This is a genomic window from Sphingobium sp. Z007 (assembly GCF_900013425.1).
GTDB lineage: Bacteria > Pseudomonadota > Alphaproteobacteria > Sphingomonadales > Sphingomonadaceae > Sphingobium.
The window spans coordinates 1,071,316-1,087,144 of sequence record NZ_FBXK01000001.1; the positions used below are offsets into that span (position 1 = coordinate 1,071,316).

At 61.8% G+C, this 15,829-nt stretch carries 10 protein-coding genes and 3 pseudogenes; 8 read left to right on the forward strand and 5 right to left on the reverse strand.

Annotated elements, in window-relative coordinates:
- Positions 1–10: 10 nt before the first annotated feature.
- From CEQ44_RS04900 to CEQ44_RS04925, 6 genes and pseudogenes are all read left to right on the forward strand, one after another.
- A pseudogene (locus tag CEQ44_RS04900) lies at positions 11–1,384 on the forward strand (TonB-dependent receptor plug domain-containing protein); the annotation flags it as partial.
- Positions 1,385–1,480: 96 nt separating this feature from the next.
- Positions 1,481–3,007, forward strand: a complete 1,527-nt coding sequence (gene istA / locus CEQ44_RS04905; protein ID WP_088185354.1) for an IS21 family transposase — start codon at positions 1,481–1,483, stop codon at positions 3,005–3,007.
- A complete protein-coding gene (gene istB, locus CEQ44_RS04910; RefSeq protein ID WP_088185355.1) occupies positions 2,997–3,776 on the forward strand; it encodes an IS21-like element helper ATPase IstB in 780 nt (259 codons plus the stop codon). The genes istA and istB overlap by 11 nt, the downstream gene beginning before the upstream one ends.
- Positions 3,777–3,861: 85 nt before the next feature.
- Positions 3,862–5,457, forward strand: a pseudogene (locus CEQ44_RS04915) (TonB-dependent receptor domain-containing protein); the annotation flags it as partial.
- 73 nt (positions 5,458–5,530) lie between these two features.
- Complete coding sequence (locus CEQ44_RS04920) at positions 5,531–6,985, forward strand: DUF1593 domain-containing protein (protein ID WP_088182459.1); 1,455 nt, start codon at positions 5,531–5,533, stop codon at positions 6,983–6,985.
- A 105-nt stretch (positions 6,986–7,090) separates the two neighbouring features.
- The gene (locus CEQ44_RS04925; RefSeq protein WP_254913941.1) at positions 7,091–9,118 is read left to right on the forward strand and encodes a right-handed parallel beta-helix repeat-containing protein; all 2,028 of its coding nucleotides are present in this window, start codon (positions 7,091–7,093) and stop codon (positions 9,116–9,118) included.
- 21 nt (positions 9,119–9,139) lie between these two features.
- On the opposite strand, the gene CEQ44_RS04930 is transcribed toward CEQ44_RS04925, so the two are convergent.
- Genes CEQ44_RS04930 through CEQ44_RS04945 form a run of 4 tightly spaced genes read right to left on the reverse strand, consistent with a single transcriptional unit; the run spans position 9,140 to position 13,078 of the window.
- Positions 9,140–10,051: a CmcJ/NvfI family oxidoreductase gene (locus tag CEQ44_RS04930; RefSeq protein ID WP_088182461.1), complete on the reverse strand. Its 912-nt coding sequence runs from the start codon at positions 10,049–10,051 to the stop codon at positions 9,140–9,142.
- Positions 10,051–11,487 (reverse strand): aldehyde dehydrogenase family protein, encoded by a 1,437-nt coding sequence (locus CEQ44_RS04935; protein WP_088182462.1) that lies wholly within the window; start codon positions 11,485–11,487, stop codon positions 10,051–10,053. Before CEQ44_RS04935 ends, CEQ44_RS04930 begins: the two co-directional genes overlap by 1 nt.
- A 10-nt stretch (positions 11,488–11,497) precedes the next feature.
- A complete protein-coding gene (locus CEQ44_RS04940) occupies positions 11,498–12,319 on the reverse strand; it encodes a glutathione S-transferase family protein (RefSeq protein WP_254913940.1) in 822 nt (273 codons plus the stop codon).
- Positions 12,320–12,322: 3 nt separating this feature from the next.
- The gene (locus CEQ44_RS04945) at positions 12,323–13,078 is read right to left on the reverse strand and encodes a glutathione S-transferase family protein (RefSeq protein WP_088182463.1); all 756 of its coding nucleotides are present in this window, start codon (positions 13,076–13,078) and stop codon (positions 12,323–12,325) included.
- Between the two features lie 219 nt (positions 13,079–13,297).
- On the opposite strand from CEQ44_RS04945, the gene CEQ44_RS04950 reads away from it, so the two are divergent.
- Entirely contained in the window at positions 13,298–13,966 is a 669-nt protein-coding gene (locus tag CEQ44_RS04950; RefSeq protein ID WP_088182464.1) for a glutathione S-transferase family protein, read from the forward strand.
- Positions 13,963–14,385: a thioesterase family protein gene (locus CEQ44_RS04955; protein ID WP_088182465.1), complete on the forward strand. Its 423-nt coding sequence runs from the start codon at positions 13,963–13,965 to the stop codon at positions 14,383–14,385. Before CEQ44_RS04950 ends, CEQ44_RS04955 begins: the two co-directional genes overlap by 4 nt.
- A 301-nt stretch (positions 14,386–14,686) precedes the next feature.
- On the opposite strand, the pseudogene CEQ44_RS04960 reads toward CEQ44_RS04955, so the two are convergent.
- Positions 14,687–15,718: pseudogene (locus CEQ44_RS04960) on the reverse strand (IS110 family transposase).
- Between the last annotated feature and the right edge of the window lie 111 nt (positions 15,719–15,829).

A 15,829-nucleotide genomic window follows, 5' to 3' on the forward strand; every position in this document is an offset into this window, starting at 1 on the left:
GGAGAGTATCATGTCACATTCCAGTTTTCATATCGCCAAATCCTGCCTGAGGACCGCCACGGTCAGCATGGCGGCTATGCTGGCTTCCATGGTAGCGGCGCCGACCTTCGCGCAAGACGCAACCGATGGAGCTGCGCCGCAGGCCAATGAACCACGCGCCAACGAGAGCGACATCGTCGTAACGGGTTCGCGCATCAAGGCCAGCGGCTACACCGCGCCCACCCCGACGACCGTCATCGACTCCGGCGCAATCGAAGCCAATGCGCAGCCCAATATCTTCACCACCATCGCGCAGTTGCCATCCCTGCAGGGATCGTCGGGCACGTCGACCAACACCTTCAGCACGTCGAGCGGCCAGCAAGGGCTTAGCTCCTTCTCGCTGCGCGGCGTGGGCGCCATTCGCACGCTGACGCTGCTCGATGGCCAGCGGGTTGTCGGCGCGAACGTGACCGGCGTACCGGACATCAGCCTGTTCCCCCAATTGCTGGTCCAGCGCGTCGATGTCGTGAACGGCGGCGCTTCGGCCTCCTATGGATCGGATGCGGTTGGCGGCGTCGTCAACTTCATCACCGACACCCGCTTCAAGGGTATAAAGGGCAATGTCCAGGGCGGCATCAGCGACTATGGCGACAATGAACAGGTGCTCGTCCAGCTTGCGGCCGGGACCAGCTTTGCCGACGATCGTATCCATCTGGTCGTCAGTGGCGAATATGCCAATGAAGACGGCGTGGGCGGCGGCGACTGGGGCATTGGCCTTGCCGGCGGACGCGACTGGTTCAAGCAGACCAGTCTGATCGATCGCGGTGTCACCAATGACGGATCGCCGCGCTTTGTCCTGCGCGATTTTGCACAGGCCATCAACTACACCAAATATGGCCTGATCACGACCGGCCCGTTGCAGGGCACAGCGTTCGATGAAGCGGGCAACCCGTTTCAGTTCAACTACGGTTCCAACGGCACGCCCACCCGTGGCAATTCCAATGTCGTAAATGGCTGCTTCCCCGGCTTTTGCATCGGCGGCGACCTGTCGGGCAATGTCGATGCTGGCCGCACGCTCCAGTCGTCGATCGAACGGATCAACACCTATGGCCGATTGGGCTTCGACTTTTCCGACAATGACGAACTCTATTTCACCTTCAACTATGGCCAGGTGAAAACCCAGAACCAGCCTGTAGGCGGCATGAACCGGCCCGGCTTGACGATCCAGTGCGCCAATCCGTTCGTGCCCGCCTCGATCAAGACGGCCTGCGCGACAGCCGGGATCACCAGCTTCGGCTATGGCACCAGCAATGCGGCGCTGGGCAACACCCAGGTCAAGACCGATCGTCGCCAATATCGCGGCGTGATCGGCGCGAAGGGCGAGTTCGTGTTGATTTCCACTGAGATGTGACCCGGGAGGGGCATAAATTTCCACTGAGAAGTGACCCATGTTCTGACCTTCCCCTGGCTGATTGCAGCGGGGGATCAAGGAGTGATCTACATGGCGCTATTGAGTGTAATCCGGCGTTGGCACTTTCGGGAGAAGATGCCGATCCGTGAGATTGAGCGGCGCACAGGATTGTCGCGCAACACGATCCGCAAGTATCTGCGCGCGGGCACGGTAGAACCGCAGTTCAAGATTCCCGACCGACCGAGCAAGCTGGACCCCTATGCTGAGAAGCTGTCGGGGTGGCTGCGGATCGAGGCCGGCAAGTCGCGCAAACAGAAGCGCACAGCCAAGCAGATGCACGCCGATCTGGTGTCTTTGGGCTATGATGGGTCCTATGGCCGTGTCGCGGCGTTTGTGCGGGCCTGGAAGGCTGGCCGGCAGATTGAGCAGCAGACCAGCGGGCGCGGAACATTCGTGCCGTTGGTCTTCCAGTCCGGTGAGGCATTTCAGTTCGACTGGAGTGAAGACTGGGCCATTCTTGGTGGCGAGCGCGTCAAGTTACAGGCGGCGCATACCAAGCTGTCGCACAGCAAGGCCTTCATCGTGCGGGCCTATCCGCTCCAGACCCACGAGATGCTGTTCGACGCGCTGACCCAGGCGTTCCGCGTTCTTGGCGGGGTTCCGCAACGCGGGATCTTCGATAATATGAAGACCGCGGTTGACCGGATCGGTAGCGGCAAGGCGCGACAGGTCAACGCCCGGTTTGCAGCGATGGCCAGCCATTATCTGTTTGAGCCTGAGTTTTGTAACCCAGCATCAGGGTGGGAGAAGGGACAGGTCGAGAAGAACGTTCAGGATGCGCGGCGCAGACTGTGGCAGCGTTTGCCGAGCTTCCCGGATATCCATGCGCTCAACGCTTGGCTCGAGGAACAGTGTATCGCGCAATGGGGTGATATCCAGCATGGCAGCTTGCCCGGCACAGTTGCCGATGTTCATGCTGGGGAGGTCGGCAACCTGATGCAGTTGGGGCGGCCATTTGATGGCTTTGTCGAGCACACCAAGCGGGTGTCGCCGATCTGCCTCATCCACTTCGAGCGCAACCGCTACAGCGTGCCCGCCTCGTTCGCCAACCGCCCGGTCAGTGTCAGGATCTATCCTGAGCGGATCGTGGTCGCCGCCGAGGGGCAGATCCTGTGTGAGCATAACCGGATCATTGAGCGATCTCACCACAGTGGCGGGCGGACGATCTATGACTGGCGGCATTATCTGGCGGTGATCCAGCGCAAGCCGGGCGCGCTGCGCAATGGTGCGCCGTTCACGCAGTTGCCAGAGGCCTTTAAACAGCTACAAAGCCAGCTTCTGCGGCGCCCCGGCGGTGATCGGGAGATGGCCGAGATCCTGGCGCTCGTGCTGCAGCATGACGAGCAGGCGGTGCTGTGCGCGGTCGAACTGGCGCTTGAGGCAGGCGTCGCTACCAAGACTCATGTTCTCAACCTTCTGCACCGTCTGACTGACGGTAAGGCGCCTCCCGCGCCCCCGATCGATGCGCCCCAGGCACTGCGTCTTGCCCAGGAGCCACTCGCCGATGTCGGGCGTTATGACGCCCTCCGTAATGGAGGGCTGCGCCATGCGTCATGACCCTGCCAGCGCCGCTGTTGTCGTCATGCTCAAGGCGCTCAAGATGTATGGCATGGCCCAGGCAGTCGGAGACCTCATCGAGCAAGGTGCCCCAGCCTTCGACGCTGCCGTGCCGATCATCTCCCAACTGCTGAAGGCCGAAATGGCTGAGCGGGAGGTCCGCTCGATCGCTTACCAGATCAAGGCAGCCCGGTTCCCGGCCTACAAGGATCTGGCCGGGTTCGACTTCGCCTCAAGCGAGGTCAATGAAGCTATGGTCCGGCAACTGCATGGCGGCGAATTTATCGATGGCGGTGATAACGTCGTGCTGATCGGCGGTCCTGGCACGGGGAAATCCCATATCGCCACTGCGCTGGGCGTCCAGGCCGTCGAGCATCACCGCAAGAAGGTCCGGTTCTTCGCCACGGTCGACCTGGTCAACGCCCTCGAACAGGAAAAGGTCATGAACAAGGCCGGCCAGCTCGCTGAGCGCTTGCTGCGCCTCGATCTCATCATCCTCGACGAGCTCGGATATCTACCGTTCAGCCCATCAGGTGGCGCGCTGCTGTTCCATCTGCTCAGCAAACTCTATGAGCGCACCAGCGTGATCATCACCACAAATCTCAGCTTCAGCGAATGGGCTGGCGTGTTTGGCGATGCAAAAATGACCACTGCGCTGCTGGATCGGCTCACCCACCACTGCCACATCATCGAGACCGGCAATGACAGCTTCCGGTTCAAAGCCAGCTCCGCAGTCTCCAAAACACGAAAGGAAAAATCACCAGCTTGACCCTCGTCCCGCAACGCGGGACACACCTTCCACCCGGGTCACTTCTCGATGAAAATCCCGGGTCATATCTCAGTGGAAATCAACAGAGTTCGGCCTGTTCGGCACGGATTGGACCTACGATAATTATTATACGCGGGGCACCAATTATTCGGACATCGACGTGTCCAACATCATGCTCAGCAACCGTTTCAATGACGCGATCAACGCCACCACGCTGAACGGCGCGGTCGTGTGCGCCAGCGCCACGGCGCGGGCCAATGGATGCCAGCCGCTCAACATCTTCGGCGGCAATCCGTCGCAGGCCGCGCTCGACTATATCATGCCCGAAAACGGCCCGTTCCAGCGCACGCGCCAGACGCAGGACGTAGTCAGCCTCAACTTCTCAGGCTCCCCAGTGGACCTGTGGGCCGGGCCGCTCTCCATCGCCTTCGGCGCGGAATATCGTCATGAATTTTATCGCGTCAAAGCGGACCCCTATGGCGTGGGCTTCAATTTCGCCTCGGCGACGGCGGACTATCCCGCCGATCCTACGCTCAATGCGGGCGGCAACAACTGGTATGCTGGCAATTATAAGAGCGGCGGCGGCGCCTATAGCGTCAAGGAAGCCTTTTTCGAGGCGGATCTGCCGGTCATCAACAGCGACGCGCTGGGGCGGGCCAATATCAACGGCGCGGTGCGCGTGACCGATTACAGCACATCGGGCGTCAACTGGACCTGGAAGATCGGCGGCACCTGGAACCTGCCGATCGACGGCTTCCGCCTGCGCGGCGTGACGTCGAAGGACGTGCGCGCGCCCAACCTGTCCGAACTGTTTGCCGCGCCGGTCACCACCACGCTGCCGAACTTCTTCGATCCGTTTAGCGGCAGGAACGTGCTGGCGATCCAGAATGTGATCGGCAACACCAATCTGCGCCCTGAAACGGCGCGCAATACGACGGCGGGCATCGCCTTTTCGGGCGCATCCTGGCTGCCGGGTCTCAGCTTCTCGTTCGATTACTACAGCATCAAGATCAACGACGTCGTGTCCACCCTGGGCGCTGGCGATATCGTCAACCTGTGTTTCCAGCAGGTCGCGAACGAGTTCTGCGACGCCTTCAACCTGAACAACCAGAGCGGCCCGAACTTCATCAACGTCCAGCCGTTCAACCTGGCGTCGTGGAAGACCAGCGGTTTCGACATCGAAGCAAGCTATCGCTGGCAGCAGCCGCTGGGCCTGCCCGGCAGCCTAACTTTCCGCGCCCTTGCGACCCATGTGCGCAAGTTCGTGATCGACTCCGGTATCCAGGGCACGATCCCCAACGAAACGGCGGGCGTCAACACGGGCAACACGCCTGATTGGAAATGGCTGGCGATTCAGAGCTACGAGAACGACAAATTCTCATTCATGGTCCAGGAACGCTGGTTCAGCGACGGCGTACTGGGCAACCAATATGTCGTGTGCCAGCCGGGCAGCTGCCCGGAATCGACCAACAATGCCCCGACGATCGACCAGAATTTCATGCCTGGCGCCTTCTATGTCGACATTGGTGGCACGTACAATATCACCAAGGCGATCACCGCCTATGCCAAGATCGACAATCTGTTCAACCGCGATCCGGCGAAGTCGCCCTTCTTCGTCAATCCGGCGCTGTATGACGTCGTGGGCCGCATGTATCGTGCGGGTGTTCGCTTCCGCTTTTAATCTATAGACCATGCCGGGCCGGTCGGTAACGGCCCGGCCCGGCATGGCCGCATGAAACTGGGGAGAGGACCACATGAAACGTTTCGCCTTCATGGCGGCAATCGCGTCTTTGATCCCCCCGGTCGCCTTGCCGGCTGCCTCTCCCCCTTCTTCTGCCGCGTTAACGTCCAAGCAGCGCCTGATCATATTGAGCGATATAGAGGCGGACCCGGACGATACCCAATCCTTCGTTCGGTTGTTTCTTTACGCCAACCAGATCGATCTGGAAGGACTTGTCGCTACGACGTCCGTGCATATGAAGCACGCGATACACCCGGACTCGATCCGAAGGATCATCGACGCCTATGGCAAGGTTCAGCCCAATCTGAACCTGCATGAACCGGGCTATCCCGCCGCTGCGCGATTGCAGGCTCTGGTGCGGGAGGGACAGCCGACCTATGGCATGGAAGCCGTCGGTGATGGCCGGGATAGCACGGGATCGCGAATGATCGTGCAAGCGATCGAGAAAGACGATCCAAGGCCGCTGTGGATTTCCATCTGGGGCGGCGCCAATAGTCTGGCACAAGCGCTCTATACCTTGCGCGCCACCCGGTCCGCTCAGGACGTGACGCGGCTGACGAGCCGCCTGCGCGTCTACACCATTTCCGACCAGGACGACAGCGGCGCATGGATCCGCCGGAATTTCCCGGCGCTTTTCTATGTCGTCAGTCCTGGCGGCTATGGAGCGGGCACGTGGACCGGGATACATAGCCGCATCGAAGGCGCAGACAATGCCACGATCGGCAACGACTGGTTACGGGACAATATCCAGCAAGGTCACGGCCCCCTGGGCGCAGCCTATCCTGACGTATCCTATGGGATGGAGGGCGACACGCCCGCGTATCTGTCGCTGATACCCACCGGACTGAGCGATCCAGACCATCCCAACTGGGGCGGCTGGGGCGGGCGGTATGAACTGTATACGCCGGCTGTCGAAGCAACCGACCCTGACGGCTTTACCGGCGGGGTGCCGATCGAACAGGAGACCCGGCCGATCTGGACCAACGCCACGGATGCCGTTGCGCCGTTGACCCGCAATGCGATCGGGCGTGCGGTCGTGCCTGCCGATCGGTCGATCAAGGATTTTCGGGCCACGCTCTGGCGCTGGCGAACGGATTTCCAGAATGATTTTGCAGCGCGCATGGCCTGGTCGACTAAAGCCTATAAGGACGCCAATCATCCGCCCAAGGTTCACCTCGCCCACGCCGAACGGTTGACGGTGAAAGCCGGGCAGCGCCTAGTCCTGAGCGGTCTCGGCACGATGGACCCCGATGGGGACAGTTTGAGCTATTACTGGTTCCATTACCCCGAAGTCAGCGGCTGGGCGTCGGCGATACCGTCCGGGATCGCGCCCAATAGCGTGACCGTCGATTTTACCGCGCCTATGGTCAAGGCGCGACGCGAAGCGCATTTCATCCTGTCGGTCACCGATAAGGGAATGCCGCCCGTCACCCGATATCGGCGGGTGATCGTGACGATCGAGCCGTGACGGGACCGTCTAGAATAACGGGATGAGAGGATGAAGTGCATGCGGTGGCTCAGTATATGCGCGCTTCTCGCTGGGTCTGTACCGGCACTTGCGCAATTGCCGCCGATGCCGGACATTCCGCAGCCGCCCGCCCGCGATCGGTCGGCCGACGGCCATCTGAAGATCGTCATTCCCAACCGGCCCGACCCAGTGCCGATGGTCCTGCACGTGTCGCCCGACGGATCGGACGAGGGTGACGGGTCGGCTGCCCGGCCCTTCGCTTCGCTTTTGCGGGCGCAGCAGGCGGTGCGGACGCTCAATCGCGATCATGATGTCACGGTGTCCTTGGCGCAAGGCGTCTATCGCCTGACGGCGCCGCTGCGTTTCAACGCCAGGGACGGCGGACAAAATGGCTACACCGTCCGCTGGGAAGGCGCGCCCGGCCTGCGCACCATGTTGTCCGGCGGCACCCCGATCACGGGCTGGAGGAAGATCGACACGCCGCGCAATATCTGGGTGGCGCGCGTGCCCGTAGGCATGGACCCGCGACAGTTGAGTGTCGCGGGTCGTCTGGTCCAGCGGGCATCAGTCGAAATTCCCCGGTCTGCGGTCGCGTTCCACCCCTGGGGGCTGGAAATCCGTGACCCGGCCTGGCGCTTTCTCGCCAAACTGCCCGATCAGAGCAGGATAGAGGTCGAGGGGATGAGCTGGTTCACCCATCGCCATGCGGTTGTGGATCATATCGATGGCGACCGGATCGTCATGCAGCAGCCTGGCTGGCGCAACAATCTGGTGGGCTATGACACGATCGCCCGCCCGGTTTCGGCGGAGGTCGCACGGCTGTTCCTGTTGAATGCCCTGGCCTTTCTGCGCGATCCGGGCCAGTGGTTCGTCGATCCCAAGGCTGGCCAGCTTTATTATAAGCCGAAGCCGGGCGAGGATATGAACCGGGTCGAGATAGTCCTGCCGCATCTGGAACATCTGGTCTCCATCGCCGGCACCTATGACGATCCAGTGCGCGATCTGGAATTTCGCCGGCTCCATTTCAGCCATACGAGTTGGCGACGACCGTCCGGGCCGGAAGGCTATGCCAGCCAGCAGAGCGGCGCTTATCTGGCCGGCGAGCTTGTCGATTATCCGGCCGATCCCATCCGTGATTGCAGCTGGGGGTGCTGGTCGTTCGAACGTATGCGCAATCGCTGGAGCCAGCAGCCAGCCGCTGTGCAAGTGGCGGCGGCACGGCGCATCGTCTTTGACGAAGACCGATTTTCGCAGCTGGGGCAGATCGCGCTGGGGATAGGCAACAACCCGGACGCCAATGACAGCGGCATCGGCTTGGGCGCTGCAGCGATCGCGGTGACGAACAGCGAATTTGTCGATCTGGCCGGTGGCGCGATCATGGCGGGCGGGGTGCAGCCGGACGCCCATCATCCCTCGCGCCCGGAAATGGGACTGCGCGACATCGTCATTCGCAACAATCGCATCAAAGGCGTGTCGCACGACTATAAAGAACAATCAGCCATTCTGGTGACCTATGCCTCCGGCACGATAATCATGAACAATGATGTGTCGGACACGCCCTATGACGGGATAGATGTCGGATGGGGATGGGGCGTCAATGACCCTGGCGGCAGTGCCGAATATTGGCGTAAACAGCGGGGCTATTATGACCAGCCAGGCAATATCGTCTATGACACGCCGACCACGCTGCGCGATACGGTCGTCAAGGGCAATCGGGTGGGACGGGTCAAGCAATGGTTCCCCGATGGCGGCGCCATCTATCACCTGTCGGCGGACCCCGGCGCCCTGATCGCGGACAATTACATCTATGATGTCGCCGGCGCGGGCGGGATCGCCATCTATCTGGACGAAGGCTCACGCTATGTGACCGTGCGCAACAATGTGATCGACAAGGTGGGCGGGGTATGGCTGAACCTCAACACCCAGTCCCATATCGCGCCCAAGCGCACCGCATTGGACAATGTCGCGACGGGCAACTGGTATAATAGCGGCAAGCTCAACGGCGAGTGGAGCGAGTACCTCAACAATATTGCGAAGGATAATGTGAAAGTCATGGAAAGCCAGTGGCCGGCCGAGGCCAAGGCGATTATTGACGCAAGTGGTGTTCAGCGTAAGTCGTCGGCAAAACCATAACTGCGCCGCGCGCGATAGCGGCTATTCGAAAAACGCCACTGCTCGCACTTCTATGCTGGAGCGCGTTTTCGTGTCCGGCAAACTGCCGTCATGAAAGGCCGTATGCGGACAGCGCCAGGTCACGTCATGGTCGCTGTCCTGGAATTTGAACAGTAGCACATCGTCCGCCGCCATGTTCGAAAAATACCACCAGCGATGGCGGTCGCGATGGCGGAAGATGGAGGCGGCGATCATCTGGTCCTCGCCTGCGACCGGCGCGGTCAGCGCATCGCCGATCGGCAGTTCATCGACCACGAACAGGGTATTCGACGTCGCTTCCTCGTCTGACACGGTGCGGCCGTCGCACACGGCCAGCGGCCAGTCCTGCGGCCCCGGCGTGAAGGTCCGCCAGAAGCTGACGCAGACATAGCGTTTATAGCCCGGCCCATCGGGGAAGGCGGCGGCATAGGCGCGCTCTGCCGCGCGGCGGCCGGTAATCTCGTTATAGTCGACATGGGCCTCGCCCGCCGGCGGCTGGATGCCGCCTTCGTGCCGGTAATGCTCCACCTTCTCCTGCGCGCGGGCCGTGAGGTCGGCGGAAGTGCGGATCATCCAGCCGCCCGCCGCCACGCAGGACGCGCCGGTCAGCGCCTGGATCGCGCCCTCACATTCGCACAGATAGAGACGATTGACCGCTTCCTTGTCGAAAAAGTCGGTGATCGCGCTGCGATGCCTGCCCAGCATGAAGCCATGGGTGTCGAAGTCGAAATGATCGCGGATCGGCATCCCGTCGCGCACCACCATCAGATGGTCGCCATAGGCGCCGGTGTTGACCTCGACCCCGTGCGACACATAGCGCCGCGTGACGAAATCGCCCTCGTCGAGATAACGGATCAGCGCGGGCGCCTGCCGCGCGCTGTCCTCGATATCTGCTTGGACCGGCAGGCTCGCCATCAGGCGACTTCCTCTGGCAGCGCGCCGATGACCGATTTCACCTCCAGAAACTCCTCGAGCCCGAACTTCCCAAACTCGCGGCCATTCCCCGACTGCTTGTAGCCGCCAAACGGCATGTCCATGGCCAGCCCGCCAGCATTGACGAAGACCGCGCCCGCGCGGATGCGGCTGACGAACTTGCGCGCATGGGCGGGGTCACCCGCAATATAGGCGCCCAGCCCATAGGGCGTGTCGTTGGCGATGCGGATCGCGTCCTCATCATCTTCATACGGCATGAGGACCAGGACGGGGCCGAAAATCTCCTCCTTCGCGATGGTCATGTCCGGCGTGACGTTGGCGAAGACGGTGGGGCGGACATAGCTGCCCGCGTCCAGCGCTTCGGGCCGCCCGGTGCCGCCAGTCACCAGCGTCGCGCCTTCGTCTATGCCGGTCTGGATCAGGCCCTGGATGCGGTCCCACTGGCGCTGGCTGACGACCGGGCCGATATGATCGCCTTCGCTCAGCGGATCGCCGACCTTCTTGGCGGCGAACATCGCGCCGACCTTTTCCGCCGCTTCGTCATGCTGGGACTTGTGGACCAACATCCGGGTGGGCGCGACACAACTCTGGCCGCTGTTGAGCAGCACGCCGCCCACCCCGCCGGGCAGCGCTTTGTCGAGCGGTGTCCCTTCCAGGATGATGTTGGGCGACTTGCCGCCCAGTTCCTGCGCGACCCGCTTGACCGTATCGGCGGCGTTCTTCGCCACCATGATGCCCGCGCGGGTGGAGCCGGTGAAGCTCACCATATCGATGTCGGGATGTTTGGCGAGCGCGGTGCCTACGCCTTCGCCATCGCCCTGCACCAGGTTGAAGACGCCGGGCGGGACACCGGCGGCGTCCAGCACCTCAGCGAAAATGGCGGCGCAACTGGGCGCTTCTTCTGAGGGCTTGAGGATCATCGTGCAACCGGCCGCCAGGGCCGGGCCGACCTTGGCGACGATCTGGTTCATCGGCCAGTTCCAGGGCGTGATGAGCGCGACTACGCCGATCGGCTCGCGCACCACCCGATTATCGCCGATCTTCTCGGAAAATTCATAACTCTTCAGTGCGTTGAGCGCCTGTGCCAGATGCCCCAGGCCCGATCCCGCCTGCGCCGTTTGCGCCATGGAAATGGGGCAGCCCATTTCGGTGGCGATGGCGCGGGCGATATCGGGGACGCGCTTTTGATATTCGACGACGGTGCGTTCCAGCAGGGCGATGCGCTCTTCGCGGCTGGTCAGCGAAAATGTTTCGAATGCGCGCCGAGCCGCGACGACAGCGGCGTCGACATCGGCGGCGGTGCCCAGCATCAGATCGGCGGCGCTCTGGTCGGTGGCCGGGTTGATGACGGCGACGGTCCGACCGCCCTGGCTGTCGACCCACTGGCCGTCGATATAATGTTGCATCGTATTAGGCATGGGAAAATCCTTATGCGGGAAGAAGGCCGAGATCGGCGTCGGTGGCGGGGGCACCCCATTTGTCGCGCGGCGGCAGCGGGCGGCTGTCCCAGGGCGGGTCGAGGGCGAAGCTGGATACGGTGCGGCCTTCGGGCAGCCGACCATTGCCGCCGCCCTGGCTGTAATCATAATAGAGCGTCATCAGTTCGCGATGGCCATGATGGCGCTGCGCCACCGGACGCGCCAGGCACGCTTCGCGCCAGCGCAGCAGCCGGGTCAGATGCTGCGGGATCTGATAGGCTTCGTAATAGTCGAGGAACCAGAGCCGCTTGAACATCGGCGTGAAGGCGACCTCCGCCCAGCCGAACCGGTCGAACAGATAATCGCCATCCGGCGCATAGTGACGCAGATAGTCGTCCAGCCGCGAATATTGCGCGTCCACCTCCGCCTTATGCTCCTCGCGCTTCGCCGGGTCGCGATTGAGGATCATGCGATAGCCGGCGCCGGTAAACTGGCCGTCGGTCGCGCACAGCATCGCTTCGACCGCATGTTCATAGGGGTCTTGCCGCGCCACCGGCGGATCGGGAAAGCGATCCTCGACATAGCGCATGATGACCATGCTTTCCTTCAGGGTCGCGCCATTTTCCAGCTCCAGCGCGGGCAGCGCGGTGGTGCCGCGCGTCTTGGCGAGCAGCCAGTCGGGGCGCGGCTGCGATATGTCGATCTCATGATCGGCCATGATGCCGTGCAACCCCTTCAGGTCGAGCAGCAATTCGATCCGTTCGGAAAAGGGGCAGCCGGGGATATGGTACATGCGCAGCTGCCCAGCGGCGGGTTCGTCCTGCCAGCCCATGGATCAGGCCGCCGCCGTCGCGGCAGGGCGGGCGGGCATCTCGCTTTTGGACTTGGCGAACATCGCCTGCGCGGCGGGGCGGGCGGCGATCCGCTCGATCCAGGCGACCAGATGCGGCGTCGCCTGATTGTTCACGATATCGGCGTAACCATGCTGCATCCCGTTCGCGATCGCAAAGTTGCAGATATCAGCCAGTGTATAATCCTCCCCCGCCAGCCAGGGGCTTTGCGACAGGCGCTGTTCCAGTCGATCGACCGACACGCGGATCTTGCGCATTTCCTCGTCCAGCACCTCTTTGGGGAAGCCCGCGCGGGCGCTGCGCCATTTGGCCTGCTGTTCCGGGATCGGGATATGCTTCAGCTTATCCTCGAACTCGGCATCCGACAGCTTGCGCGCCATCGGGCCGATCATCCGTTCCCAGCCGATGGTGGACACGCACCAGCAGAAATATTCGTCCACCCATTTGGTCCACACGCGCATTTCCGCGATCTGCACCGGATCGACCGGGCGCAGGCGTGGCGCATCCGGGAAGGCATCCTCCAGATATTCGCAGATCACCGTCGATTCGGTGATGATATGGCCGTCATGGTCGAGCGCTGGCACCTGGCCGCGCGGATTGATTGCCTTGAACCAGGGTTCATGATGTTCGAACCGGGTCGGATCGACGAAGCGGGGGGTGAAATTCAGCCCCTTTTCATACAGGGCCAGCAGGGGTTTCAGGCTATTGGCGGCCGGACCGAAGCTGTAGAGCGTCAACATGCGCTTTCCTCACCTTATCGTTGGCGGCGTCTGATGCGCCTTCGTGTCGATTGGTGCCGGGCGATCGGGCGGGCCGCAAGTCGTCTGTCGATACTATCAGTGACGCTACCCGGCAGGGGCTTTTGCCAACCTGTCAGTTTCAATGATAGCGCCGCCACTCGCCTTGCGGACGGGCCAAGGCTTTGCTTTGGGTAACGACAAGAAAAGCGGGAGAGAAAGATGCTGGAACTGCTGACGTCGGAAACGCCCAACGGGTGGAAAGTCTCGATCCTGCTGGAGGAACTGGGCGAACCCTATAAGGTGACGCCGATTGCGCTGACCGACCGCGTGCAGAAGCAGGACTGGTATGTCGCGCTTAATCCCAATGGCCGCATCCCGACACTGGTGGATCATGACGCCGGGGACTTCGTCATCTTCGAATCCGGCGCGATCCTGCTGTATCTGGCGGAAAAATTCGGCCGTTTCATGCCCACGGATGCGCAGGATCGCAGCCGCGTGATCCAGTGGGTGATGTGGCAGATGTCCGGCCTTGGCCCGATGATGGGGCAGGCGACCGTCTTCAACCGCTATTTCGACGAAAAGCTGCCGTCGGTGATCGACCGCTATGTGCGCGAAAGCCAGCGTTTGTTCAGCGTGATGGACGCTCAGCTGGCGACACGCGACTATCTGGTCGGCGACTATTCGATCGCCGATATCGCCTGCTTTCCCTGGGTGCGCGGCCATGACTGGGCCGGCGTCGACATGGGCGGCTTCCCCCATCTTCAGCGCTGGTTCGACAGGATTTCAGCGCGGCCCGCGGTGCAGCGCGGGCTTCTTATCCCCACACCGCCGACTGACGCGGAAATGGCGGAAAAAACGACCAAACAGGGAAAGACCATTCTCGCGTGAACGCTTTCTTCCAGCGGATCGTCCGCATCGAATGGGGCCATTGCGACCCGGCCGGTATCGTCCACGCGCCGCGCTATTTCGATATTTTCGGGCAAAGCACGATGTTGCTGTTCGAACAGGCGGGATTGCCCAAGAAGCGGGAGATGCTGGCGACGATGCCCTTTGCCGGCTTTCCGATGGTCGATGTGTCCGCGCGTTTCTTCGTGCCCACCGCCTATGGCGACGATGTGCTGGTGGAGGCGGACGCGCCGGTCTTCGGCAACAGCAGCTTCACCGTCGCGCACCGATTGTCGCTGGACGGGCGGCTGTGCGTGGAATGTGTCGAAAAGCGGGTCTGGACTGCGCCCGACGACAGCCGGCCGGGCGGATTGCGGGCGGAGCGAGTGCCGGATGCCGTCAGGATATTGTTCGCTAAATAGCAACATCCGTTCGTTTCGAGCGAAGTCGAGAAACGCTCGTATAGTGCTTCTGTAATGGGCCTTTGTTCGTCAAGTCCCTCTGAATGATTATCTCGTCGCCGGGATCATGCTTCTGTCCGTGGTCAGCACGAAGACCGCCACACCATGCCATCAGATCCTTAAGCCGGCAGATCAATCTAGGAAGCGTGGTTTGCCGAAGCATTCACAGCACTACACACGATCTTGCCAAGCTCTCGTCCCAGCGACGGGACCTCATTAGAAGCGTGCCGTTCCAAGCGCGCCTCGATCAGCATTTCGTCCTTCAAGCGGCCATTGCGGTTGCCCCCCAGCGAAAGTCGGTGGCGTCCATCCACATGCGATGGAGCACGACGCCCAGTTTGCGCGCCAGAGCCACCTTCGCGCGCTTCATCCCGCGACGTTTCGCCACCTCGAGCGCCCAGCGCTTCAGGCTGGAAAACCGGGTCGCTCGCGTCAGCATGATATGCGCCGCTTCGAAGAGCGCGGTTCGGACCATCGCGTCACCGACCTTGCTGACACCTCAATCCCGGTCGGTCTCGCCGGACTGATATTTCTTAGGGGTCAGCCCAAAGTAGGCGCCGACGGTACTCGATTTCCCAAAGCGGGTCGGATCGTCGACCGCTGATCGATATGTCAGAGCGACCAGCGCGCCGACGCCAGGTGTGCTCATCAACCGGTGGCAAATCTTGTCTGCCCGCGCGATCCTCAGCATCTCCCGGTGGAGCCTGGTGAACTCACTCCACAGTGTCGTTCGGGCTGCCAGCATCCCGCCGATCACCGTCTCCAGGGTGGCGTGCCCTACGATTAGTTCCTGGATACGCGCCTCGAACCTGCCGCGGCTGACCTCGCCGACCTTCAGTCCATAGCCGCGCAGAATCCCACGGATACTGAGCTCGACGTCGAGCAGCTTCCCCTGCAGAAGCTTACGCCCGACGAGTACGGCGCGGGTATCTTGCGATGCCACCGATTTTGCATGAACCGGCCGATACCAGCCCATCCGCAGCAACTGGGCAATCCCGCGGGCATCTTTCCGGTCGGTCTTCACGGTCATCGCCGAAAGTGCCGCCTTCACGTGTCGCGTCTCCAGCAAAACAACGTCTCGACCAGCGGCAACAAGCCCAGCATGCAACCAATGCGATAGCGGCCCCGCCTCCAGCCCGATCCGGCACACCGGCAATTCCAACTCGTCGAAATACCGCACCAGCGTCTCGGGCTCGCTGGCGACCTTGACCTCGCGGACGATTTTACCCTTCGCGTCAACAATGCACACGCTGCTCTCTTTCAGAGAGACATCGATTCCGGCATAATACTCCATGGCTGTTCCTCTCATGATGCTTGGGGCCGATCGCTCGGACCCCGTTTCCAACACCATCATTCTGAGGGACAGCCACCCAACTTGGCTACTCTTGTGACGCCGGCCCATTAC